Annotated in this window: 27 protein-coding genes; 16 read left to right on the forward strand and 11 right to left on the reverse strand. The window is 68.1% G+C overall.

The annotated features are described in order from the left end of the window. Window positions 1-91: 91 nt before the first annotated feature. Together H537_RS0112100 and H537_RS0112105 are read left to right on the forward strand one after the other, a co-directional pair. The gene (locus tag H537_RS0112100) at window positions 92-1,513 is read left to right on the forward strand and encodes a hypothetical protein (protein ID WP_028998139.1); all 1,422 of its coding nucleotides are present in this window, start codon (window positions 92-94) and stop codon (window positions 1,511-1,513) included. Between the two features lie 128 nt (window positions 1,514-1,641). Next, window positions 1,642-2,487 (forward strand): GNAT family N-acetyltransferase, encoded by an 846-nt coding sequence (locus H537_RS0112105; RefSeq protein WP_211235000.1) that lies wholly within the window; start codon window positions 1,642-1,644, stop codon window positions 2,485-2,487. A 42-nt stretch (window positions 2,488-2,529) separates the two neighbouring features. Here H537_RS0112105 and H537_RS0112110 read toward each other — a convergent pair whose 3' ends face one another. Together H537_RS0112110 and H537_RS42525 are read right to left on the reverse strand one after the other, a co-directional pair. After that, window positions 2,530-2,742: a hypothetical protein gene (locus H537_RS0112110; RefSeq protein ID WP_169516992.1), complete on the reverse strand. Its 213-nt coding sequence runs from the start codon at window positions 2,740-2,742 to the stop codon at window positions 2,530-2,532. A 224-nt stretch (window positions 2,743-2,966) separates the two neighbouring features. Then, window positions 2,967-3,437 (reverse strand): GNAT family N-acetyltransferase, encoded by a 471-nt coding sequence (locus tag H537_RS42525; protein WP_169516993.1) that lies wholly within the window; start codon window positions 3,435-3,437, stop codon window positions 2,967-2,969. 340 nt (window positions 3,438-3,777) lie between these two features. On the opposite strand from H537_RS42525, the gene H537_RS0112120 reads away from it, so the two are divergent. Continuing rightward, the gene (locus H537_RS0112120) at window positions 3,778-4,422 is read left to right on the forward strand and encodes a glutathione binding-like protein (RefSeq protein WP_051242436.1); all 645 of its coding nucleotides are present in this window, start codon (window positions 3,778-3,780) and stop codon (window positions 4,420-4,422) included. Here the strand turns inward: H537_RS0112120 and H537_RS42530 are convergent. From H537_RS42530 to H537_RS0112135, 3 genes are all read right to left on the reverse strand, one after another. After that, window positions 4,353-4,853, reverse strand: a complete 501-nt coding sequence (locus tag H537_RS42530; protein ID WP_064735955.1) for a YpsA SLOG family protein — start codon at window positions 4,851-4,853, stop codon at window positions 4,353-4,355. The genes H537_RS0112120 and H537_RS42530 overlap by 70 nt on opposite strands. Window positions 4,854-4,982: 129 nt before the next feature. Continuing rightward, a complete protein-coding gene (locus H537_RS0112130) occupies window positions 4,983-5,363 on the reverse strand; it encodes a surface-adhesin E family protein (RefSeq protein ID WP_156901638.1) in 381 nt (126 codons plus the stop codon). Between the two features lie 179 nt (window positions 5,364-5,542). Continuing rightward, the gene (locus H537_RS0112135; RefSeq protein WP_028998144.1) at window positions 5,543-6,175 is read right to left on the reverse strand and encodes a glutathione S-transferase N-terminal domain-containing protein; all 633 of its coding nucleotides are present in this window, start codon (window positions 6,173-6,175) and stop codon (window positions 5,543-5,545) included. A 420-nt stretch (window positions 6,176-6,595) separates the two neighbouring features. Here H537_RS0112135 and H537_RS0112140 point away from each other — a divergent pair, with 420 nt between their 5' ends. From H537_RS0112140 to H537_RS49110, 9 genes are all read left to right on the forward strand, one after another. Further along, on the forward strand, window positions 6,596-7,135 hold the full coding sequence (locus tag H537_RS0112140) for a host attachment protein (RefSeq protein WP_028998145.1): 540 nt from the start codon (window positions 6,596-6,598) through the stop codon (window positions 7,133-7,135). An 82-nt stretch (window positions 7,136-7,217) separates the two neighbouring features. Continuing rightward, window positions 7,218-7,595, forward strand: coding sequence for a hypothetical protein (locus tag H537_RS0112145; RefSeq protein WP_028998146.1), 378 nt, complete (start codon window positions 7,218-7,220; stop codon window positions 7,593-7,595). A 151-nt stretch (window positions 7,596-7,746) separates the two neighbouring features. Next, the gene (locus H537_RS0112150) at window positions 7,747-8,715 is read left to right on the forward strand and encodes a hypothetical protein (protein ID WP_028998147.1); all 969 of its coding nucleotides are present in this window, start codon (window positions 7,747-7,749) and stop codon (window positions 8,713-8,715) included. Beyond that, a complete protein-coding gene (locus H537_RS0112155; RefSeq protein WP_064735956.1) occupies window positions 8,715-9,869 on the forward strand; it encodes an ADP-ribosylglycohydrolase family protein in 1,155 nt (384 codons plus the stop codon). The genes H537_RS0112150 and H537_RS0112155 overlap by 1 nt, the downstream gene beginning before the upstream one ends. 99 nt (window positions 9,870-9,968) lie before the next feature. Continuing rightward, entirely contained in the window at window positions 9,969-11,225 is a 1,257-nt protein-coding gene (locus H537_RS0112160) for an MBL fold metallo-hydrolase (protein ID WP_028998149.1), read from the forward strand. A 127-nt stretch (window positions 11,226-11,352) separates the two neighbouring features. Further along, window positions 11,353-12,423 carry a metallophosphoesterase gene (locus tag H537_RS42535; RefSeq protein ID WP_043458637.1) on the forward strand — a complete coding sequence of 357 codons (1,071 nt, stop codon included), beginning with the start codon at window positions 11,353-11,355 and terminating at the stop codon, window positions 12,421-12,423. 103 nt (window positions 12,424-12,526) lie between these two features. Beyond that, window positions 12,527-12,880 (forward strand): hypothetical protein, encoded by a 354-nt coding sequence (locus H537_RS0112170; RefSeq protein ID WP_028998150.1) that lies wholly within the window; start codon window positions 12,527-12,529, stop codon window positions 12,878-12,880. 351 nt (window positions 12,881-13,231) lie between these two features. Then, window positions 13,232-13,531 carry a hypothetical protein gene (locus tag H537_RS0112175; protein WP_028998151.1) on the forward strand — a complete coding sequence of 100 codons (300 nt, stop codon included), beginning with the start codon at window positions 13,232-13,234 and terminating at the stop codon, window positions 13,529-13,531. Between the two features lie 336 nt (window positions 13,532-13,867). Then, window positions 13,868-15,907 carry a diguanylate cyclase domain-containing protein gene (locus tag H537_RS49110; RefSeq protein WP_028998152.1) on the forward strand — a complete coding sequence of 680 codons (2,040 nt, stop codon included), beginning with the start codon at window positions 13,868-13,870 and terminating at the stop codon, window positions 15,905-15,907. A gap of 89 nt (window positions 15,908-15,996) precedes the next feature. Here H537_RS49110 and H537_RS52665 read toward each other — a convergent pair whose 3' ends face one another. The 4 genes from H537_RS52665 to H537_RS0112205 form a co-directional block, all read right to left on the reverse strand. Beyond that, entirely contained in the window at window positions 15,997-16,161 is a 165-nt protein-coding gene (locus H537_RS52665; protein WP_156901639.1) for a hypothetical protein, read from the reverse strand. Between the two features lie 215 nt (window positions 16,162-16,376). Beyond that, complete coding sequence (locus H537_RS42545) at window positions 16,377-17,657, reverse strand: PxKF domain-containing protein (protein WP_051242438.1); 1,281 nt, start codon at window positions 17,655-17,657, stop codon at window positions 16,377-16,379. Window positions 17,658-18,006: 349 nt separating this feature from the next. Then, complete coding sequence (locus H537_RS0112200; protein ID WP_028998153.1) at window positions 18,007-18,198, reverse strand: hypothetical protein; 192 nt, start codon at window positions 18,196-18,198, stop codon at window positions 18,007-18,009. 417 nt (window positions 18,199-18,615) lie between these two features. Then, entirely contained in the window at window positions 18,616-18,879 is a 264-nt protein-coding gene (locus H537_RS0112205) for an H-NS histone family protein (RefSeq protein ID WP_028998154.1), read from the reverse strand. Between the two features lie 140 nt (window positions 18,880-19,019). Here H537_RS0112205 and H537_RS0112210 point away from each other — a divergent pair, with 140 nt between their 5' ends. The 4 genes from H537_RS0112210 (at window position 19,020) to H537_RS42550 (ending at window position 21,144) form a co-directional block, all read left to right on the forward strand. Further along, window positions 19,020-19,304, forward strand: a complete 285-nt coding sequence (locus H537_RS0112210) for a toxin-antitoxin system TumE family protein (RefSeq protein ID WP_211235001.1) — start codon at window positions 19,020-19,022, stop codon at window positions 19,302-19,304. Next, the gene (locus H537_RS0112215; protein ID WP_028998156.1) at window positions 19,301-19,654 is read left to right on the forward strand and encodes an HVO_A0114 family putative DNA-binding protein; all 354 of its coding nucleotides are present in this window, start codon (window positions 19,301-19,303) and stop codon (window positions 19,652-19,654) included. The genes H537_RS0112210 and H537_RS0112215 overlap by 4 nt, the downstream gene beginning before the upstream one ends. A gap of 193 nt (window positions 19,655-19,847) precedes the next feature. Next, on the forward strand, window positions 19,848-20,129 hold the full coding sequence (locus tag H537_RS0112220; RefSeq protein WP_028998157.1) for a hypothetical protein: 282 nt from the start codon (window positions 19,848-19,850) through the stop codon (window positions 20,127-20,129). A 172-nt stretch (window positions 20,130-20,301) separates the two neighbouring features. After that, entirely contained in the window at window positions 20,302-21,144 is an 843-nt protein-coding gene (locus tag H537_RS42550; protein WP_156901640.1) for an AcrVA2 family anti-CRISPR protein, read from the forward strand. 42 nt (window positions 21,145-21,186) lie between these two features. Here H537_RS42550 and H537_RS42555 read toward each other — a convergent pair whose 3' ends face one another. Together H537_RS42555 and H537_RS0112235 are read right to left on the reverse strand one after the other, a co-directional pair. Next, complete coding sequence (locus tag H537_RS42555; RefSeq protein WP_051242441.1) at window positions 21,187-22,176, reverse strand: relaxase/mobilization nuclease domain-containing protein; 990 nt, start codon at window positions 22,174-22,176, stop codon at window positions 21,187-21,189. Continuing rightward, the gene (locus H537_RS0112235) at window positions 22,173-22,721 is read right to left on the reverse strand and encodes a hypothetical protein (RefSeq protein ID WP_028998158.1); all 549 of its coding nucleotides are present in this window, start codon (window positions 22,719-22,721) and stop codon (window positions 22,173-22,175) included. The genes H537_RS42555 and H537_RS0112235 overlap by 4 nt, the downstream gene beginning before the upstream one ends. Window positions 22,722-22,830 lie beyond the last annotated feature (109 nt).

The following is a 22,830-nucleotide window of genomic DNA, read 5'->3' on the forward strand; positions in this document are numbered from 1 at the left end:
CCCGGGCTCTCGCCACCTGACAGGCCGCGCTGCTTTGAACCTTTCCAGCGACCGCTGTGACGCTCTGCCCGGCGGCGTTGCGCCAGCCACCGTGGCCGATATCGAGCGCGCCGCCGCCCTGCCCTGGTTGAACGCCATCAAGCCCGACGATCTTCGGCTGCCGTTTCCCGTCGGCGTGGACTTGGCCGCATGGCTCAGGTCGGAAGCGCGCTGTGCGCAACCATCGCAGGAGGCGTGTCGGACCGCAGCGGTGATCCTTCGCGCTGACGATCGCACGTTCGCGCAGGAGGTGGCTGACGCCGCCGTGGCCGCGGCCGACGCACGCATCGCGGGCAAGTCTCGCAAAGGCAAGGTGCAGCAGTGGGTGGAGATGTTCGTGAAGCGGTATGTCGCACCCGACGGCCCTGGGCGCTCGGTGTCGCAGCTCGCGGAGATGTTTCAGGTCTCCGGCGAGCGGATCAGGCAGGTGTGCGAAAGGATGCTGCAGGAGCTCCGAGGGGACCGCTTCACCCTGCCGGCGACGATGCGTGTGCTGGAGCTCGCCCAGCGCGCCGGGCCGTGCACGATCAGCGAGCTCAATGCCCAGCTGCGGCCCCACCTGGGTGACGGCGCCGGCATCGAGGCCGCCATCCACTTCGCCCGCGAGATGGGCCTCACCGAGATCCCGGTTGAAGTCGTGAGCACGCCGGTTCGCGTCGGCTCGGACATCGTGCGGATTGCGACGGTGCAGCCCGTCGGTGGCACGCCCTGGAGCGAGGCGATCTTCCGCCTTGCCCAGCATGACGTGAGCTTCATCGGCTGCACGAGCGTGCTCAGGCTGGCGGGCCGCCTGGCGCTCGAGCACGGCGTGGCGCTGTCCCGCCAGCGCCTGCTGTCGCTCATGCAGGCGGCCCCGGGCTTCACGATGCTTGACGAGGCAGGGGGCTGGTTCACCTATGGGGACCGTGGCCGCGGCAGCCCGCTGGCCACCCGGGTACGCAAGATCATGGCCGTGGCCAGGGAATCGGTGAGGGTGGACGAGATTGCCGCGGCGCTCATCACGGACGACCACTGGATGCCGCGCGACAAGGAGCACGAGTGCTCCATGCCCGCGATGAACGTCCTGCACGCGCTGCTGCGCAGCTGGGACTGGCTCGAACAGCGCGGCTACAACCGGTTCGTCGCGCGGGAGGCCGTGCCGCTGGACGTACTCTCGGAGTCGGAGCGGCTCGCGGTGCAGGTCATCCAGGCCGGTGGCGGCATCGCCACCTCGGGGCGGATCAACGACACGCTGGCGGCGAAGCTGCATGTCGGTGTCGAATGGGTGAGCGGCATGCTCAACTCGTCGCCCATCTTCGTCAGGTTCGAGCAGGCGCTGTACGGGGTGATCGGACAGCGGGTGTCCGAGACCGCGCTGGCAGCCGCCAGGCAAGAGCGGCGCGGGCGCAGGTCGCCGCAAGTGCCGACAGCTCCTGCCGGCGGCCAGCCGGATCCTGACGGCGAGGGGGCTACGGGCGAGGAGGATGGCCTCTGACGCTCCAGAGCTGCCACGCCGCTTGTCGCCCAGGAGGCAGCCCCGGCCCACGCGTCATGAGTCGCTTTCACCGGCCCGTCGGCTTGCAGCAGCCCGGTGCCGGCACATGGTTCCTGGAGGAGCAATGCATGGACTGCACCATCGAAACGATGCGCCGCGACGAGATCGGGTTTGCCATCGAGCTGGCCGCGGCCGAGGGCTGGAACCCCGGCCTGCATGACGCCGAGTGCTTCCATGCCGCCGACCCCGGCGGCTTCCTCGTGGCCCGGTGCGGCGGCAAGGCTGTCGGCTGCATCGCGGCCGTGTCGTATGCCGGGCGCTTCGGGTTCATCGGCCTGTACATCGTCGCGCCGCCCTGGCGCGGCCAGGGCATCGGGCGCCGCCTCTGGGACGCGGGCATGGCGCGGCTGGCGGGCCAGGTGGTCGGGCTCGACGGCGTGCCGGCGCAGCAGGCGTTCTACCGGCGCAGCGGCTTCGAGCTGGCCTGGCAGAACATGCGCTTTGCCGGCACGGCGCGGCATACGCAACAAGCTGAAGCCGCGCAGATCGTGCCCATGGGCGAGGCTGACTTCGGGGCGCTTTGCGCCCTGGACCGGCGCGTCTTCCCGGCGCCGCGCGAGGCCTTCCTGCGCTGCTGGATCGCGATGCCCGATGCCACGGCGCTGGCCTGGATGGAGAGCGAGCGCATCGCCGGCTGGGGACTGGTGCGGCGCTGCCGCGTGGGCCACAAGATCGGCCCGCTTGTGGCCGACGACCCCGCGGTCGCGAGTGCCCTCTATGCCGCCCTGTGCCGCCGGGTGCCCGACGGCGACGCGGTGTTCCTGGACGTGCCCCTGCCCAACGCCGACGCGCAGGCCCTGGCGCGGGCGCAGTCGCTGCAGGGCGTGTTCTCGACGGCGCGCATGTATGCCGGTGCCGCACCCGTGCTCGAGCTCGACCGCCTCTACGGGGTCACGACGTTCGAGCTCGGATAGGAATCCGCCAGGGCGACGCGCTCCCAAGCCACACGGCGCCCGCTACGGCCCCACGGTCTGGTTGGCGCGTGGGTGCCAGTTGCTGGCGCCCTCCTTCCACGGGCACTGCGGGCAGCCGTGGGCGCCGTCGTTGCACTCGTCGGCATCGACCACCCTCACGCCCGCAAGGACGGCCGCCGCGTGGCACGCCTGCATGGTTCGCGCCCCGCGCAACTCCTCCAGCCGCTGTACTGCAGCCCGCATTCTTCTGTTCATTCGCGGCCCTCACGCTCGATCAAGCCCAAGCCGACTGCTGTCCCAGGAACGGTGACCATGAGCTGGTGCTGCAGTGCGGCTTGCGCTGGGCTTTTACCCGATCCACCAGCTTTGGGCTGGCCTGCCACATCGGCCTGGGCGGTGACCGTACCCTCATCTCGATGAGGCGAGGCCTGCAGTTTCTTGCGCTGAGGACAAGCCGAGCAGCTGCAGCAGTTGACCGGTCAAACGGCTTTCATGTAGACGCCAAGACGCTCGCCGTCATGGATGACGCTGTCCAGCAGCTGCCACCTGCGACGCTGCAGCAGGCGTTGTGCGGAGCTCGTGCCGCAATAGATGCGGTTGAAACCCAACTCGCGCGCTTGTTCCTCCAAGGCACCCAGCAGCAGCCCGCCGATGCCCTGGCCCCGCATGGCGGGATGCACCAGCCCTGCTGCCGCCCACGGCAACAAGTGGACGTGACTTTCGATGGGCTGCGCCTTGAGCGCCGCAACGCCACAAACCCGTCCTGCTTCCAGGGCCACCACCCCGACCGGCAGGCTGCCTCGATGGGCGTAAGCCCACAGGTCCAGCAACGCAGGCCCTCTGCCGCCCGGGCCATAGTAGGCCGGCCACTGCGCCTCGAACCATTCGCGCAGGACCGCAATGGCCTGCGGGATCGATGCCAGCAGCTCGATGGAGAAGCGTTCGTGCATGCGACCCTGCTCCAGCAAACAACTCCCTTGCATCACGGCGTCACGCACCCATGCCGCACAGGGCTGCGGCATGGGGAGGCGGTCCAGCCTGCCGTGAGGCCTGGCCTGCACACGGGCCAGGAGTACCTGGCTCGCGTCCCGACGCCGCAGCACTTTGCCCAGTCAGCGCCAGTGCGGCACCGCAGGCGGCCGGCCATCCCGGTGTCTGCGTCACGCACTCCCGCGGTCGGCAGGCCCCGCCGTTATTGCATTGCCGCAATCAATGTGTGCTCCAGCGCGCATGGCGCCTGCGCGGATGCAACTTACAGTGCCTCCACCCAATCCCTGCCGGAGCCGATCCATGAGCCTCTGCGCCTTGCCGTCCAGGCTGTCCCCTGTCCACCTGTACTACGCTCCCGGCGCCTGCTCGCTGGCCGTGCACATCGCGCTGCGCGAGCTCGACCTGCCGTTCCAAGCCACGGCCGTGGATCTCGCCACGCACACCACGGCCGACGGCGCCAATTACTACGACATCTCCCCTCGCGGCTACGTGCCGCTGCTGGAGCTGGCCGACGGCTCGCGCCATACCGAGGTCGGCGCGTTGCTGCAACACCTGGCCGACCTGGACCCGGCGCAGGCGCTCATTGGTGCGGTCGGCTCGGCACGGCGGCTGGCCGTCACCGGGTGGGTGGCCTTCGTCGGCACCGAGCTGCACAAGACCTTCAGCCCGTGGCTGTGGCACAAGGAGACGGCCGACTCCACGCGCAAGGCAGTCAAGGCCAAGATCGCCACGCGCTTTGCCGAGCTTGATGCAGTGCTGGCGCGGCAAGACTGCCTGGCCGGCGACTTCAGCGTCGCCGACACCTACGCCTACACGATCGTCAACTGGAGCAGTTTCCTGATGATGACGCTGGCGCCGTACCCGAACCTCAAGGCCTATCTCGCGCGCGTGGCACAGCGCCCGCGCGTGCAGGATGCGCTGCGTGCCGAGGGGCTGCTGAAGTAAGCCGGCCCATCAATGCACCCGGCACGTGAGGCACCATGCCGGTGCCCTCGCCTGCGCCGCAGCGACTCGGCGCCTGCAATGGCAGTCATCCGCGCCAGCGCATCGAGCACTTCAACCGTGAACGATCTGATGTCCGGCGCTTCGCTGGCGCGCGGCCCGGCGACGTTGAGGGCGGAAATGGCGTTGGCCTTGGTCCAGGCCCGTAGTGCCTGCCGCCAGTCCATGCCGGGGTGCAGGTGCAGCCAGGGCTTGGCGAGCCGCTCGGCAAAAAGCAGCGTCTCGTGGCTGCCGCCGGTGAGCTGCGGTGCGATGGACAAGATCAGCGTGGCGTGCGAGTCGCGCACGTTGGCCTCGGTGCGCTGGCGGTAACCGCCGCCGTCGGGCACCTCGGTGAGCTGGTAGCGCGCCGGGATGATGCCGTCCTCGGCCATGCGCCCCGCCGGACACCAGCCGCCATGCGGCACGCGGTGCGCTGTTGGCCCAGTCCAGAGCCACGCGGTCCGCTCCCGTCTGGCCACCGGAGACGATGCGCTCGATCAACACCCGTGCGCCCATGGCCTTCAGCTGCGGTTGCACACCGCCTTGGTGATGCCGCCGCCCACCGTGCCCGGTCCCGCGGTCATCCAGTCGCCAAACACCATCCCGCCGCGCGTGGGATCGCCGCCGCCCATGCGTCCCTTGTAGGCCTGGTACTGCACCAGGCGGTGGCGCCGCCCCGCGCAGTCGATCTCGTAAAGGAACTGCATGGACAAGTCGAAGTCGGTCACGGGCTGCGCCATGTCCTTCAGCGCCCAGACCTGGCGCACGGAGCCTTCGACGCGGACCGTTTCCGGATCGACGTACCAGACCGCCTTGGCGTCGTCTTGCCCGAGCGCCGTCCAGGCGCCCCAAGTCGGCGCCGTGGCCGTGAGCGTGGCCACCAGCATCAGTGCTGCCTTCATCGTGCCCTCCCCGCTGTGCGCCTCGATTTTTCGGGGGGCCCTGCGGACGACAGAAGACCGGGAAAACAGGTGTCGGCGACACGCCACGGCCACCGCACAAGCTGGCTGCGCCCATGCGACGCTTGGTTGTTGTGTTGGCCGCGGGCGCATGCGGGACGGGAAGCGCCGCGCCGGGACGGCTACACCACCGGATCGGAAAACCGCTGCGCCTGCGGGCGCGTGCTGGCGAACGAGGGCCGCTCGGAAATACGCGCGAACCACTCGGCCAGGTGCGGATGCACGGCCTTCCAGTCGAACTCGGGCAGCCGCAGTTCCAGGTAGCCCAGCACGGTGCCCGTGGCGATGTCGGCCAGCCCGAAGGCCTCCCCCAGCACGTACGTCGCGCCGGGGCGCACGGCCTGCGCCAAGGCTGCCGTGCCGGCTTCGATCTTGCGCCGCTGGCGCTCCAGCCACGGCGCGCTGCAGCCCTCGCCGCGCAGGCGCTCGAAGAGCGTGAGCACGGTGGCGTCGCACACGCCATCGGCGATGACTTCCAACCGCCGCGCGGCCAGCCGCCCATCGACGTCGCGCGGTACCAGCGGCGGCTCGGAGTACCTGGCCTCCAGCCATTCGAGGATGAAGTGCGACTCGAACACGGTGCTGCCGTCGTCCAGGATGAGCACCGGCAGCTTGCCCAGCGGGTTGTAGCGCGGCGCCGTCGCGTCGCGGTCCCAGGGCACCTCGGTGACGAGCTCGAAGGCAAGCCCCTTCTCGGCCAGCGCGATGCGCACCTTGCGCGCGTAGGGGCTGGGCGTGGCACTGAGCAGTTTCATGGGGGCGCTCCTTCACGGACAACACCGCGCCGGGCCCGCGTGAGAGACAGCCGGCGCGCGAGCTGTCCAAGATACGCCCGTTGCCCTGGGGCCATCGAACACGCGCTGGCGCTGTCGGGCCTGGACGAGCCGCTTACCGCTGCCCGACTCCGCGACCTGTGCGCCACTGCGCCAGCGCCTGTCTTCCGTGCGAGCCCCGAGCCCCGAGCGGGCATCGCTGCCACCCGCTTCCTGTGCGCCCGGGACCGGCTCTGGGTCCGATGACATGAGCGCGCGGGCATTTTGCGAAGGCGGCCGCGCCGCCGCCCAGCTCTTGCTCACCCCGGCTTCTGGTCCAAGCTGTCGGACATCAGGCAGCAATGTTGCCGCCTGAAGATAAGCGCCTAGGGCTCAACCGCATACCTTCCGGCGAGAGACAGCATGAATTGCGACCTGATCTTGATTGCCAATGCCAGCGAGGCACGGTTGCTGGCCCGCACCGGCGATGCCGCGGAACTGGTCGTGCTCGACGCTGTGCTGCGGTCTGAGGTCCACGCGCCGTCCGGCCTGGAGCAGCCAGCGGCCAACCAGAGCGTCTGGGCGGATAACAGCCTCGGTGACAGCCACGTCCCTGCAAGACCGCTGGACCCGTTTCGTGGCCGCATGCGCCGGTTCGCCGCCATGGTGGCCTGCCGCTTCGAGCAGGAACTCTCCAGCCGGCACTTCGACCGCGTGGCGGTGTTTGCCGCCTGCCCCTTCCTGAGTGAGCTCATGCGCCAACTCAGCCCCGCTACCAAGAGGTCGCTGCGAGCCGTCGTCGATGCCGACATCTCTGATCTCGATCCGACCCAGACCGCCCGGCGTAGCGAGCAAGAACTGCAGGCAGGCGAATACGCGAACCGGCAACGGGAGGCGGCGGATCGGGAACGTCGGCTGCGCCGCTTTGCGGGTGCAATACTGGAAGAGAAGGCCGCAGCCTGAATCGGCAGGCCGGGTGCGGCTTGCGGCCGGTGCTCGATGCGCTGGAGCGCCAAGCCTGCCGCGCTGACTCGCAAACGACTCAATGCCCCGCGCGCCCACCGAGGCCACGGCCCGCGCGCTGGTGCTGGTGGCCAGCGGCAGATCCGTCCAGGAGGCCGCCACTGCCGCAGGCATCGCCGTCAGCACGCTGACCCGCGCCATGAAGCGCACTGGCGTGACCACGAACCGGCGGCGCAGCCGGCGCACGGCGGTCGAAATCCAGGCAGCCATGGAAGCAGCCAAGGAACAGGCCCAGGCACTGGCGATGGAGCGGGAGGCCCGCCCACCCAAGGTGCCCACGAAAACGGCGCTGCAGCGCCTGCACTGGCTGCAGGTTGAACTGGAGCAGCAAGGCCGCAAGGAAGCCTCCGATCTGCGCGCCGTGTTGGATTGGGTTCAGAGGAAAAAGCCGCCCCGGTAAGCCGGCCGGCGGTTCAGGCAAGCGCGTACATGCCGTCCATGCCAAGAAATATGCGCTGCACATCGTTGACTGGCTCATCCAGTGAGCCTCGCGTCGGCGATGATGACGCCATACCAAGCCACACGAGTGGCATGACGAGGGAGACCCAGCCTTGAATCCGACGCATCCGATTTCCCCGGAGTTCCTGCACGACTTGCGCAGCGGCAAGCTGCAACCGATCCTGGACGCCGTCCGACTCGACGACACGCTGTTGCTGGGCCTGCGCGGCAGCTACGTCTCGGTCTACTACCGCGGCGGCAAGCTGCTGATGCTGCAGCCGCGCGCGCAGGGCAGCTACCGTGTGGGCTTCAACCACGACTATGACGTCGCGGGCGAGCTGCAAGCCCGGCTTCAGCGCATGGGCAGCGCCGCGGTGCTGGAGCGGGCGATCGCGAGTCCGGACGACAGCCGCGCCGTCGTGGAGGTGCTGTGGGAGCTCAAGCGGTTGATGGACGTGCATCCGAAGATGCGCTCGGCGCATGAGCGCGAGTTCCAGCAGCTCATCGTGCGCGAGAACAACCGCACCCGCAGCGCCAACCAGACCCACTACTTCATCACCGACATCGAGCACGCGCATGGGGATGCGCGCTTTGACATGCTGGGCGTACGCTGGCTGCATGACGAGCGCCGGCGCGGCGACCGGCTGCTGCCGGTGATCTTCGAGGTCAAGTACGGCAAGGACTCGCTCGACGGGACGGCCGGCCTGGTCAAGCATCTGGACGACATGCGCCAGCGCCTGGGCGACCAGGGCTTCGTCGAGGGACTGCGCGTCAACATCGCGGGGCAGTTCAACCAGCTCGCCGAACTCGGGCTGATGGAGTTCAACCGCAGCGCCGCCATCGAGACGTTCTCCGTGAGCATGGATCGCCCGCAGGTCGTCATCGTGCTGGCGGGGTACAACCCGCGCTCGAGCAAGCTGCGTGACGTCCTGGCCCAGCTCGACCGGTTCGACCAGCCGGACATGCCTTTTGACTTGCGCTTTTTCCACGCGGTCTTCTCGGGCTACGCCATGCACGAATGCGCCATGCTGGGGCTGGCGCAGTTCCGCGCGCTGGTCGAGTCGCTGGAGGCCAAGGGCTGATGGCGGCGCAGTCCTTCGACGCCGGCGGTCCGCCGGCACGGGTCGGCATACCGGATTCCCTATCGCGCCTCCAAGGCTGCCTGCTCGGCGGCGCGGTGGGCGACGCCCTGGGCGCGCCGGTGGAGTTCAAGAGCCGCGCGCAGATCCTGCGGCGCTTCGGGCCCGAGGGCGTGACGGGCATGGAGCCCGCCTTCGGCGGCATCGGGCGCATCACCGATGACACGCAGATGACGCTGTTCACGGCCGAGGGCCTGCTGCGTGGCTGGGTGCGCGGCTGCTGCAAGGGCACCACGTCCTATGCGGGCGTGACGGCCCACGCCTACCTGCGCTGGCTGATTACCCAGGGAGTGCGGCCGTCCTGCGCCGCTCTGTTCGAGGACCCGGACGCGGATGCCGGCTGGCTCCTGCAGCAGCCCGAGCTGCACGAGGCCCGTGCCCCGGGCCGTACCTGCCTGCTGGCGCTGCAGGCCATGACGCAGTTGGGCGAGCCCGCACGCAACGACAGCAAAGGTTGCGGCGGCGTGATGCGCGTGGCGCCCGTGGGCCTGTTCACTTGGTGCCAGGGGCGCGGCGGTGACGTGGAGGAAGCCTTTGAGCTGGGCGCCGAGCTGGCGGCGCTGACCCACGGCCATCCCAGCGGCTTGCTCCCCGCCGGCGTGCTGGCGGTGCTGGTGCAGGAGCTTGCCGACGGCCGCTCGCTGGGCGATGCACTGGACACGGCCCAGGCGTACCTGTGCACCAAGCCCCGCCACCAGGAAACGTTGGAGGCCCTGGAGCAGGCACGGGCGCTGGCGGGCTCCTCGCTGGCGCCCGAGAAAGCGATTGGCCGCCTGGGCGAGGGCTGGGTGGCCGAGGAGGCGCTGGCCATCGCGGTGTACTGCGCCCTGGTGGCGCGCGACTTCCGCCGCGGCGTGCTGCTGGCCGTCAACCACGACGGCGACTCCGACTCCACGGGGTCCATCACGGGCAACCTGCTGGGCACGCTGCTCGGCGTGCAAGCCATCCCGGCGCCATGGCTGCGCCCGCTGGAGCTGCGCGAGGTGATCGCCGAGATGGCGCAGGACCTGCACGACTTCCCGAACTGGAGCGTCGGCGAGCACTGCGCGGACAGCGAGTCCAGCCGCCGCCTCTGGCGCAAGTACCCCGGGTTCTGATCCGGGCCACAACGACCGGCACGCACGCGCGCTGCAGGCCGCGGCTGCGGCCGCGCCGGCGTCGTGGCGCCCTACGCCAACCACACCAAGGACCGACACATGCGCGTGTGCATTCACCGGGGAAGCCGCCAGATCGGGGGCAGCTGCGTCGAAGTCGAGCACGAGGGCCGGCGCCTGCTGCTGGACTTGGGCCTGCCGCTCGACGCACCCGACAACACGCCCGCCCTGCTGCCCGCAGGACTGGCGCTGGCCGACGACCCGGCGCTGCTGGGCATCCTGATTTCGCACCCGCACCTGGACCACTACGGGCTGCTGGCCCACGTGCCGCCGACACTGCCGGTGGGCATGGGGGCGGCGGCGCGGCGCATCCTGCGCGCTGCTGCGCCCTTCCTGCCGGGCGAGCCGCCACTGCCGGCGCCGGGCTGGGATTACGAGTCGGGCCGCGCTTTCCAGATCGGACCCTTCACGGTCACGCCCTACCTGGTGGACCACTCGGCCTACGACGCCTACGCGCTGCTGATCGAGGCCGGCGGCGAGCGGCTGTTCTACAGCGGCGACTTCCGTGCGCACGGGCGCAAGGCCAAGCTGTTCGAGCGCATGGTGGCGCACCCGCCCAAGGGCATCGACGCGCTGCTGCTGGAAGGCTCGTCGCTGGGCCGCCTGGCCGACGACGCGCGCTTTCCGAGCGAGGAGGACATCGAGCAGGCTCTGGTGAAGGAGCTGCGCGCCACCCCTGGTCTGGCGCTGGTGCACACCTCGGCCCAGAACCTGGACCGTGTCGTGACCATCTTCCGCGCCAGCCGGCGCACGGGACGGCGGCTCGTGATCGACCTGTACGCGGCCGCCATCCTGCAGGCTACCGGCAACCCGAACCTGCCGCAGTCGCACTGGAGCGACGTGGCGCTGTACGTCCCGCACTGGCAGCGGGTGAAGATCAAGAACGAAGGCTGGTTCGAGCAGCTCGCCGCCCATGCCAGCCACCGTATCTACCCCGAAGACCTGGCGCAGCAGGCCGGGCGCACCACGCTGCTGTTCCGCCCGCTGCACCAGGGGGACCTGGACCGGGCGCAGTGCCTCACCGGCGCGCGCTACGTCTACTCGCAGTGGGAAGGCTACTGGGAAGGCGGCAGCTACGACGGCGTGCGCGAGTGGCTTGCGCGCCACGGCATCCCGAGGGTCGCGTTGCATACCTCCGGCCATGCCAGCCCCGTGGACCTGCGGCGCTTCGTGCAGGCGCTGGCGCCGGGAAAGGTAGTACCCATCCACAGCTTCCAGCCCGAGCGCTACCCGCAGCTCTTCCCCCGGGTCGAGCCGCATGCCGACGGCCAGTGGTGGCCGGTGAAAGGCCCGGCCTGAGCATGGCGCTGGGTGCGCCCTGGACCTCGCAAGGCCCCTGCAGCGGGCCGTGGCGCAAGGTGTTGGTGCCCCCGCCCTGCACGACCCGTCCACTCATCTCCCCAACTTCCTTCCTCGGACCGACCAGATGCCCTTGATCTCTACGCTCCCCGACGCTCCTCTGGACATCATCGGCGATGTCCACGGCGAGCACGCCGCGCTGGCCGCCTTGCTGCAGCGGCTGGGCTACGACGAGCGAGGACGCCATCGGGCAGGCCGTCGCCTCGTGTTCGTGGGCGACCTCTGCGATCGCGGTCCGGACAGCCCGGGCGTGATCGATTTCGTGCGGCGTGTCGTCGAGGACGGTCACGGCTTTGCCGTCGTCGGCAACCATGAGCTCAACGTGCTGCGCGGCGAGCGCCGCGAGGGCAATAACTGGTTCTGGGGCGAAGGCTCCGAGCACGACCGCAAGTTCGGCGATGTCGCTGCGCTGCCGGCCCATCGCCGAGCCGAGGTGGCCGCCTTCCTGGGTGGGCTGCCCCTGGTGCTCGAACGCGAGGACCTGCGCGTGGTCCATGCCGCATGGCACGCGCCGGCCATCGAGCACCTGCGCAGTGCGCCGTCGGACGCGACGCTCGGCGCGCAGTTCGACCACTGGGAACGCGTGTCCGATGCCGCCATCAACGACACGGCACTGCGCCGTCTCGTCCAGGAAGAGATGACCCGGTGGGGCACCCACCTGCACGATCCACAGGCCGACATGCCGATGCTGCACGGCTGCGCCCGCAGCGACGCGGCGTGGCAGATGAGCAACCCGCTGCGGGCGCTGACCTCGGGCATCGAGCGGGTGGCGCAGCAGCCCTTCTTCAGCGGTGGCAAGTGGCGCTTCGTCGACCGCGTGCACTGGTGGGAGGAGTACACCGACACGGTACCGGTCGTCTTCGGACACTACTGGCGCCGCCCTCACGGCTCGGCGATCAAGGCCGGTCCGGACCTGTTCGGCCCGATCGACGCCACGGCATGGCACGGGCCGCGCGGCAACGTGTTCTGCGTGGACTTCTCGGTCGGGGCGCGGTTCTTGGAGCGTCGGCCCGGCAACGAGCCCGGCCAGGCGACCAAGCTGGCGGCGATTCGCTGGCCGGAGCGCACCTTGGTCTTCGACACCGGCGAGGCGCTGGACGCGTCCGCCTCGATGCCAGCAACGCAAGGGCTGCAGTGACCTCCAGGCTTGATGCCAAGGACAGTACAGCGCGAACGCTCGTCATCACGCAGCTCAGCTGCCTGGCTATTCGCACAGCGGTTCACTTCACGGGAAAACCGACATGGACAACATCATCAAGAACTTCAACAAGTGGTTCCAGCACTGGAACATCCAACTGAGCCAGGACGCCGTGGAGCAGCGATCATCGGGCGTGATCAAGCAAGGCGGCTGGAACATACGATTCTGTTTCGGGCGTGACGAAAAGGGCGAGTTCCTGGACTACTACGCCACGCACCGCCTCACGGACGACTCGCATGTGCGTCTTCACGAGGACGGCACGCGAACCTCGTTGCCAGCCTATTGGGGCTGGTGCCGCACCAGCGACGACCCGATCGAGGCGCAGCGATTGAAGGAAGCGCAGGACCGCGAGAACCACGAAGTAACGCTGCTGCTCCAGGCCAAGGGCTTCTGCTGAAACAGGCCGCACCAGCAGCAGGCCTGATGGCGTGCTGCTGCATGGTCGTCACCACAGCGCCAGTTTGCGCTCGGACATGGCAGTGCACACGCCGCGCCAGGAGCATGACGCGCTCCGGTATGGGGTTGTCAGACCGTTCGTGCAGACTGGTCCGCTTTGAGACCAAAAGGTCAAGTCCATCAACGACTTGATGATTCGCCCGAGCGTTGTCGAAAAACCATCGCAATCGAGTGCTCGCGACTGCAGAATTTGTTGCCAGCTACACCAATTGAATTAAAGACCTGGCAATCACGGCTTCTGAGGCTTGAAGACGATGCACAAACCCCTCACGACAATGTCAGGCCTACGTAGATGAATCTCTCGCTCTATGTCTGGCTGGCAGTCGTCGCAATCGTGCAGTTGATAGCTGCAGCCATTGAGTACAACGCAATCCGAAACCACGTGAACGGAGCCAACGGCCTTTTCCTCTTCACTGCAGGCGTGCTGAGCGTGGTCAGCCTTCCCGTCGGAGGAGTGATCATCTGGTTCTTGGAGGGCTGGCACTTTGCACTGGTCGGTGTCGCCCTCGTAGGCTGCAGCGCAGCGCTGCTGTTCTACGGCCTGCTCAAAGCACTCGACCGTCGCGCGCGTTCCGCGAAGCAGTCCGGGTGACGCGCCCGTCTCGTTGATGGGGCTACAGGCTCGGTGCGATAACCGAGAGCCTTTGGGCCGCCATGGACAAGCTCAGGAGAGCCTTGTCGAAGCCCTGCAGCGGCAACCGAGCGCCTGCCCTTCGACAGGGCCTGTCCTGAGCTTGTCGAAGGGCTCAGGGCGAACGGGGTTTGCTTCACCAGCGCGCGAACACGCCAACAAACGCACGCAAAAGCCAAGCCGCCGCGGTGGCGCGGATGAACAGCACAGGGGCGGCGTCGATAGTTCCGTGGTTCTTTGCTCCGTTGCGTCTGCATGCTCCTGTCTCCCCATCACCGCGTCACAGCGGGTCGCTCCTTGTCCACATGGCTTGCCCTGACCCTGCTGGGCGCGGTGCTGATCACGGCCCTCACGCTGAGCTTCGTGATCGGGCACTTTGCCCGACGCCATGAGCTGAGCCAAGCCGGCGCCGAACTCATGCAGGTGGGCTGGCAGTTGCGCGACCAGCTCGACCGCGGCATGGCCGAGCGCCATGCGGAAGTCGTGGCGTTGGCCGACTCCGAGCTGCTGCGCTCGCTCGCCGACCCAAGCCTGATACGCGACGCGCTGCAGACCCTGCAGCGCAAGGTGCCGCTGTGCACCTGGATCGGCGTGGCTGACAGCAACGGGCGCGTGCTTGCCGCCACGGGGGGACTGCTCGAAGGCCAGAACGTGTCTTCGCGTCCCTGGTTCCAGGCTGGAGCACGAGGCCCCTTCGCCGGCGACGTGCACAACGCGGTGCTGCTGGAGCGGCTGCTGCCGCCACAGGCAGAGCCCTGGCGCTTCGTCGATCTGGCTGCACCCGTGGTAGTAGGCGGCACGACACGCGCCGTGGTGGGTGCGCACCTGAGCTGGGAATGGGCACGCGACATCGAGGGCCAGTTGCTCGCCCCCGTGATGCGCGACCAGGGTATCCAGACCTTCATCGTCCAGCGCGACGGCCAGGTACTGCTCGGGCCAGACGGCAGCGTGGGCAAGAAGCTCGATGCAGGAGTGCTCGCCGCGGCCACCGGCCTGGCCGGTGCCGTGACTGCGTGGCCGGGCGAAGGCGAGTACGTCACAGCGGTGGTGGACACCCAGGGGCGCAGCAGCTACCCCGGGCTGGGCTGGCGCGTGGTAGTGCGCCAGCCGCCCGTCGTGGCCCTGGACCGCTACGCCGCGCTGCACCAGCAGCTGGTGCTGGCCACGGTCGGCGTGATCCTGCTGATGGCCGCACTCTCGCCGCTGGCCGGGCGGCGGCTGGCGGCACCGTTGGCACAGATCACCAGCTGGCTGCGCGACCCTCAAGCTCCAACGTCGCTGTCGCTGCGCGGGCACAGCTACAAGGAGGCGCACTGGCTGCTGGCCGCCCTCATGGCTGCGCGCGCACGGCTGCGGACACACGCCCACGAACTTGAGCAGCTCAACGCCGGCCTGGAGCAGCGGGTGAACGAGCGCACGCAGGAACTGCACCGCAGCCGGGAAGACCTGCAGACCGTGGCCGACAACCTGCCGGCGCTGGTGGCGCTTGTCGACCGCGAGCTGTGCTATCGCTTCGTCAACGAAGCCTACCGTCATTGGTGGGGCGTCAAGCCGGAAACCCTGCTGGGAAGCTCCATGCGTGATCTGGTGGGGGAGCCGAACTTCGTACTGCTGCAGCCGTACGTGCAGCAGGTCCTCTCGGGCCGGCGAGTGACGTTCGAACAGGAGATGCCGCTGGCGGAGAAGGCAAGGTTCGTGGAGGTAACCTACGTGCCCAACCACGACGAGCAAGGAGGCGTCGACGGCTTCATGGTGCTGGTGTACGACGTCACCGAGCGAAAGAAGCTGGAGCTCCAGTTCGCGCACGCGGCCCACCACGATGCCCTCACGGGGATGCCCAACCGGCGGCGCCTGATGGAGCTGCTGACGCTATCGATGCTGCGCACGCAGCGCCTGGGCTGTCCACTGGTGCTGCTGTTCCTGGACCTCGACGGCTTCAAGGCCGTCAACGACAACCATGGCCACGAAGCCGGCGACGCGCTGCTGCAAGTGGTGGCGCAGCGGCTGCGCCAGAGCGTGCGGCGCACGGACACCGTGGCCCGGCTGGCCGGCGACGAGTTCGTGGTGCTGCTCGAGTGCATGCCGGACGCGTCGCACAGGGCCGTGGTGGTGGACAAGATCCACGCCGCCCTGCGAGCGCCTGTGGTGCTACCCAGCGGGATACAGGCCAGCGTGGGTGCGAGCATCGGTACTGCCGAGTACCGCGGCGAGCGCCACGTGAGCGCGGAGCAGCTGCTGGCGCAGGCCGACGCGGCCATGTACGAGGCCAAGCGGGCAGCGCGTGGATACGCTGAGGCAACGAAGGGCTCAGGGCGAACGGTCATCTTTCATTCGTAACTTGAGCCTGGAATCACACCAACGAGCCTCCGGAATTCCCGGCGCGGTCCAGTCACGGGTTGGGGCACGCCCGAGGACAAGCGCAATGCCTACCAGGCTGGGTTCGATACCCATCTGACCAAACCCGCCGACCGGGCTGCGCTGGCCCGCCTGCTCAAGCCCGAATAGCCGCAGCCCTCGGCGCTGATCTGGCCTTGCTTCTCCGCCAGCACGTCCTGCGCGGCTAGGGTCAGGTTCGTGTTCTCGATGGTCATTGGGGTGTTCATTGACGCAGATAAGCGTTCATAATCTTTAGCAGTGAAATTGTTGAGCAAGTGCGCCGTAGCGCAGCAGAGCACCGGTGAACTCGGGCGCGACAAGCACTTACAGCGCCCTGCCCTACCCGCCGCGACGAGGCGACGTCCTGCCCCGGCGCCCCAGCAGCAGGAGGGGGCCCACAGGTCCTGCTCCTTCCCCTTGTTGATCCGGCCTACCTAAAGCGGAAGAGCGCGGTGTGCTCGATGCCATCGGCAAAGCGCAGCACCAGCCTGCGGCACTGGCCGCTCCAGGCCGAGGCGGTCTTCCAGACGTAGGTGTAGGTGCTGGTCGAGGCGTCAAAGCGCAAGCTGCTGGCGTCGACCTTCACGGTCCGTTCGATTTCGTCAGCGGGGGTGTTGGGAGAACACGCCACCGCGCGCGAAACCGGATAACCGCTGGCGAAGATGCCCAGACCCTTGTTGCCGCCCAGGCTGAACTTCACTGGTACGCCTGCGCCGGCCTTGAGCGTGTTGACCACGGGCAGCGCGTTCACCGGACCGAGGAAGCCGCCGAAGCGGTAGCTGCTCCTGAGCGCCACCGTGTGGTAGCCCCCGGCGTCGATGGCCATGATGTCGCGCAGCAGTTGGGGGACGCTCGTCTGGCCGTAGCCGCCTGAGCCCCAGCTGACCACCGTGCCGTCACGCTTGAGCGCCACCGTGTGGTAGTCCCCTGCCGCGATGGCACGGACACCGACCAGCCCGGCGGGGACGTCCGACTGTCCCGCCTGGTTGTCTCCCCAGGCGACCACCGTACCGTCACGCTTGAGCGCCACCGTGTTGTAGAGGCCCCCGTCGATGGCCACGACGTCGCGCAGCCCGGCCGGTACTTGCGTCTGGCCGAAGTAGTTATTGCCCCAGGCCACCACCGTGCCGTCGCGCTTGAGAGCTACCGTGTGTGTGCCTCCGGCAGCGACAGCCATGACGCCGCTGAGCCCGGCAGGAACGTCCGACTGTCCGTAGCGATTGAAGCCCCACGCCACCACCGTGCCGTCGCGCTTGAGAGCGACCGTGTGTGCGCCTCCGACCGCGACAGCGATGACGTCGCTCAGCCCGGCAGGTGGGTCCGACTGTCCATAAACGTTGCCGCCCCAACCCACCACCGTGCCGTCGCGCTTGAGCGCCACCGTATGGGAGAGATTGGTGGCGACGGCCATGATGTCCGTCAGCCCGGGCGGTACGGTTTGGCCTGTGCCGTTGGGGCCCCAGGCGACCAGCGTGCCGTCTTGCTTGAGCGCCACCGTATGCTCGGTCCCGGCGGCGATGGCTGTCACGCCGCTCAATCCCACAGGCACAGCCGCCTGTCCGTAAGTATTGTCGCCCCACGCGACCACCGTGCCGGCTACAGCCGCATGGGCAGGACCCGACATCGTGCCGATCAAGACCGCGATGATCCTCACCAGACTCAGCTCCAGGGGACGCCAGCAGGCCTGCGTGGATTCATGCGAGCCGTTCATGGAACACATCCTTTCCAGACGTCCAAGCGATATCGGCACCCAGGACTTCGCTGGGCTATGCACGATCTGCGTCGATGGATACTCCCTGCGCCGAGCTCAGCCCCGGGGCAAATCGAACCGTCGCCTGGTGACGTGCCGCGGCACGTCGAGAGGGTCGTTCGCAGTGATGCTCAGTTCTGAAGCGTTCGTGAAGGGACGGTAGCACCGGCTGCGCACAGCGTCACCGCAAGGCCACGTCAGCAGCGCCATTGGGCTCGCAGGCTTCTTTTGAGAGCCGCAACTCACTGTCCCCCCTCTTGAAACCGATCTCCGGGGGCCGTCCCGCTTCGGTGTGTGTTCCTTCTACTGCTCAGGGCTCCAGCGCCAGTGCGGCCACCCTTTCCGGCGTGATCTCAGGGATGGCCGCTCCCTTGGCGACCAACTCGTTGAGCTTGCGGTTCAGATCCGTAATCAGCTTGCGCCGCAGTTCCTCGTCCTCGATCCGACGCAAATCCATGTAAGTCGCGAACGCGAGCATGAGCTGCTGCCTGCGGTGGTCCATGGCTACCTCGCTTCCTCGGTGACGGTCCACACGATGTGACTGAGACGATCGTAGTCCCGGCAGACCACGCCTCGCATTCCAACTGGTGGCGCGGCTCGTTGGCCACGCGCAGGCCACCTTCGCGCTCGGCTGGCGTAAGGGCATGGGCAGGGGTCGGGTGAACTGCACTATGCCGACCCTCGCCAGCCACAAGGTCGCGGTCAGCCAGCAGCGCCGCATGCTTGGCGCTGGAGCCTTGTCCTTGTGGCGAGCTCGCGCTCGAGCTGCTCGATGCGCCGCTGGTCTTGCCGGGCCTGCTGCGACGTGGCGCGCTCCTCAGAGGCGCCAGCCACGGCTTGCGGGGCGCTCTGGCACCGAGCAGACCTGCTGCGTGTGCTGCGAGCTGCGCATGGAGTGCTGGTGTTGAGGACGGGCAAGTCAGGCCGCTGCCTTGCGTGGTCGGCCCCGGCGCTTCGGTGTCGGCGTAAGGCCCAGATCCGCCAGCGTCAGCTCGAAAGCGCGCATAAGGTTCCGGATCTTCACCAGCGCTTCCAGCCGGGCGCCCTCCTCCATCTCGCGCAGCTGAGCCTCGGCCGCGGCCAGCTCAGTGCGCAGCTCGGCAATGCGGGCCTTCAGGGATGCAGGCGTGGGTTTGGCTACCGGCTTGACCCAGCCGGTCGGGACTTCATCAGACATGTACATGGGTGCGTGTTGGCGTGCATCTTGAGAGAAGCAACACGGGGGAGGTTAGCAATCCCCGCCCTAACGACACCTTACGACGCCCTTGATGAGAACGCCGTCATAGTATTGTATATAGGCAATATATTGCTATAATGCAATATATGCCAGCCACGCTTCTCGCCAAGCAGAAAGAAGTCCGCGAAGACGGCTCCATGATCGAGATCGTGCTGTGGGAAGTGCCTGAGCCGGTGCCGCCGTGCCAGCACACCTTCAAGTACCGGCTCTACTTCGGTGCTGCAGGGGTGTGCCGCGTGCGCTACGACAACGAGCGCGGCAAGGGCGACCATCGTCACATCGACGAGCGGGAAGAGGCTTACCGCTTCACCACGGTGGAGCAGCTGCTGGCTGATTTCGAGAGCGACGTGCGCAACTGGAGCCCATCATGAAAGCGATCATCGAGGTAGCGCCCAGGAACTCCATCTTCAGCGCGGCGGTGCGTCAGCTTGAGCAGTCTCGGCGCGGACAGGAAGCGGACTTCTATCTGTCCTTCGAGACCGCGCGGCTGCTATTTTCGGAGCTAACGCCGGCGCGGCTGGAACTGCTTAACGTGCTGCGCGGCACGGGAGCGTCCACCGTCTACGCCCTGGCCAAGGCAGCCGAGCGCAACTACTCGAACGTGCACTCGGACGTGGCGCGCTTGGTCGAGTTGGGCCTGATTGAGCGCGACAGCGACGACAAGGTCTTCGTGCCGTTCGATGCGGTGGAGATCCGGCTGGCGCTGGCGCAGGCAGCGTGAAACGCACGGTGGCAGTGGCTCGGGAACGACGCCGCATCTTGCCCAGCGTCAGTGATGCCACCCGCCTGGTCGCTGGCAACAGTCACGGGCGCGAGCAGCCGCTGGCGCAGCTGACCGGCATGAAGGCTCGAACCCGCTGAATGCCACCCGTCGCTTCTGACGACAATCGACAATGCCTAGACAAGGAGTCGCCATGGCTGCCAATGAAAACCCCGTTACCTGGCAGTGCGACATCCTGCTGGAGCTGATGGCCACCGTGGCGGTCCGCTTGGCACGGCTGCAAGCGGCAGAGCCCTCCCGTCGGCGGCAAGCCAGATACGACAAGGCGCGCGACTTAGTTCTCGATCAGCGGTTCCAGTTCGATCCGGACGACGCGGCGCAGGTGTCGAAGCTCATTGCGCGGCACGACTGGTTCGCTGGGCTGTTGGCGGCCAGACTAAGTAGGCAATCAGCCACCAGCGTCAGCGGTTCCTGAGCTTCCAGACATGCCCGTACACGCTGACCAGCGCACCTGCCGTCCGCGCGAGATCCTGACTGCTCTGGGGCGGCGCTACCCGCACGCCTAGAAGGTGTGTGACGAGTTTCGCGCCGACAAGGGAGGCGCCCTGCCCGACTGGCCGGACTGGTGCTCCCTGCCGCTGCCAGCCATGTACCCCGTCGTGACCAATGGGCGCGACGTGGAGCTGCGCGAACACCAAGCGCTTGACCTGTACCGGCTTGCCACGCTGTCGGCGTGGCGGATGACGCAGGGAATCTACCGCTTTGACCCGGCCGTGTTCGAGGCCATTGCGGACACGCCGGTAACGGGTGACCTGTCCCATGAAATCCTGTTCCGGCTGCCCGAATGGGCCGTGTACGTCGAGACGCCGGGACTGCTCTACGCGGACGAGGCGCTGCACGGGTTCTTTGCACACCTGGACTTCGCGCTGGACACCGGCACGGCCGAGCTGCGGCTGCTGCTCGATGCCGAAGGCGCGCTGGACCCGCTGGCGCTGCCGCTCGGACCCTGGTCGCTGTCGGAGTCCATCGCACGCACGCTGGCAGCCACCGGCGCCGAAGCCGTGCGGGCGGCACCCGCAGCGGCTGGCGCTGGTGTCCGGACCGTGGTCAAGCCGCTGGTGTCGCTGCTGCTGTACCTGTGCAGCCAGGCAGCCGAGATTGGTGACGGCACTCGCCGCCCGGCCAACCCACAGCCGAAGAAGACCAAGCGCGGCCCGCGCCTGTTCCAGGCCGAGAAGCCGACCGCCTGGGACGTGGGCGTGAGGCTGGGGGCGGCCCTGCGCCGCGCCTACCAAGCTGAGCAGACGCGCAGTCCCGGCGATGGCACCCACCCCGGCCCCAAGCCCCACATCCGACGCGCGCACTGGCACGGTTTCTGGAGCGGACCGCTCGAAGGCCAGCGGCGCTTTGGCCTGCGCTGGCTGCCGCCCATTGCTGTCAACGTCGAGAGCCGGGACGAGCTGCCGGCTACCGTGCGCCGGGTTCAGTAGAGCGGCAGCGCTAGCTGCTCCGCTGCAATACAGCAGCCACTTTCACCACCCAGGGCCGGGCTCCTGCTCGATGTTTGGCTGTGGCGCGGGCTGGCGCTGTAGGTCCTGCTGCCGCTCCAACTCCAGCCCGACCACGTGCCCCATCATCGGCGTGCCCTTCACGAACGCCTTGACCTCGCCGGCCAGCGCCCGGTCGGCCGCATCCGGCGACTCCACCAGCGCCGCGTGCAAGTAGGCCCAAGCCGTGATAACGCGGTGCATGGTCTGCTCACGGGAGGTGACTCGGCCCTTCAGGATTGGCTCCTGGCGCAGCGTGCCCGCTTCGCGTGCGCGCTTGAGCCACAGCGGCTCTACCCGCTGCACCGAGCCGCGGGCCAGCCAGGAGTTCGCTTGCGCCGGCACGCCCAGCGCACGCAGCTCCTGCGCGAAATCCTCGCGCCAGCGCCGCAGGTCCGCCTTGCGCGGGTCCAGGCGCTGGGCTGTCCGACCTCGTGCGCGCACCAGCAGATGCACATGCGGGTGACGCTGGTGGGCGTGGTAGGCCAAGGCCCACTTGTGGCCGGCGAACTCGCGTGCGGCCACCTTCGCCACCGCTTCCCGCACTGCCACGGACGGCGTGCCGGGGGGCATGTCGAAGACGATCTGGAACGACTCGCGCTGCTGGCCCTCGGTAGGAATCGGCGGCCCGGCGTACTGGAACTGATCCCCAAAAAACTTCACGTCCTCCGGCGTGCGGTACTCCTGCCCCTGGTCATCGCGCAGCACCTCGCCGCGCTCGGTGATGTAGCGCAGGTGCGCCCGGATGGCCGACATGCCGGTGGCCGTGCCGGTGATCTTCACCACTGCTACCGGCGCCCGGCTCACCACCAGCCGGATGCGCTGGCGCACCGCGTCGGCCGTGACGTTGGAACCGCCTCGCCCATCGGGCAGCGGCAGCTTGCCGGCGTTGTCCATCTTTCCCATGACGGCCCGGGGCCAGAACAAGGCAGCCCCGTGCTGCACCAGCAGGGCATCAACTTGGTTGCGGTTCACCTGACGCCTCCGCGCCGCGCTGCCGTTCGCCGCGTGGCAGACAGATCGTCAAGCACCTCGGCTGCACGCAGCGCCTGTGCCCGGACAAGTCGCATCGTGGACTGCAGCTTCACCGCTACCGCCGGCTCATGCGCCCGCTGCGCCATGCCCCTCAAATCCTGCTCAATGGCCTGCAGCACCGTGTTGAGCACGCCCAGCTCGGCCACCACCTGCTGGCGCTGCGGCACCAGCGTGCCTTCGGTAACCGCTGCGACGTACTCGATCTGCGACAACCCCTCGGCCGCAGCGGCCGCACGCAGCGCCTCGGACTGCTCCACTGTCAAGTAGCCACCGAACTTCACTACCTCGGCCCCAGGCCTCCGGTTCGCCGCCACCCGCACCGTGCTCGCCGCCACCGGATGCCCCCGGTGCTCGTGCAGCGCCAGCGCTACCTGCTCCTTGATCCAGGCGCCAACCGAGCGGCTGCCCTGGATTTTCGCCACCTCGATGACCTCCGCCTTCAGCTCGCCGAAGTCCACGTTCAGCGTCTGCCGTTTCTCAGACATTAAGTTCTCCCGTGTCGCAGGGCTCCCACTACATGACAGCAAGCATGCTAGTTACGCTGGATGGCAACCGCTGCGGGTTCAAGGTGCTTCCTAAGAGAGATCGGATGAA

The sequence above is a fragment of the Azohydromonas australica DSM 1124 genome (genome assembly GCF_000430725.1).
Classification (GTDB): Bacteria; Pseudomonadota; Gammaproteobacteria; order Burkholderiales; family Burkholderiaceae_C; genus Azohydromonas; species Azohydromonas australica.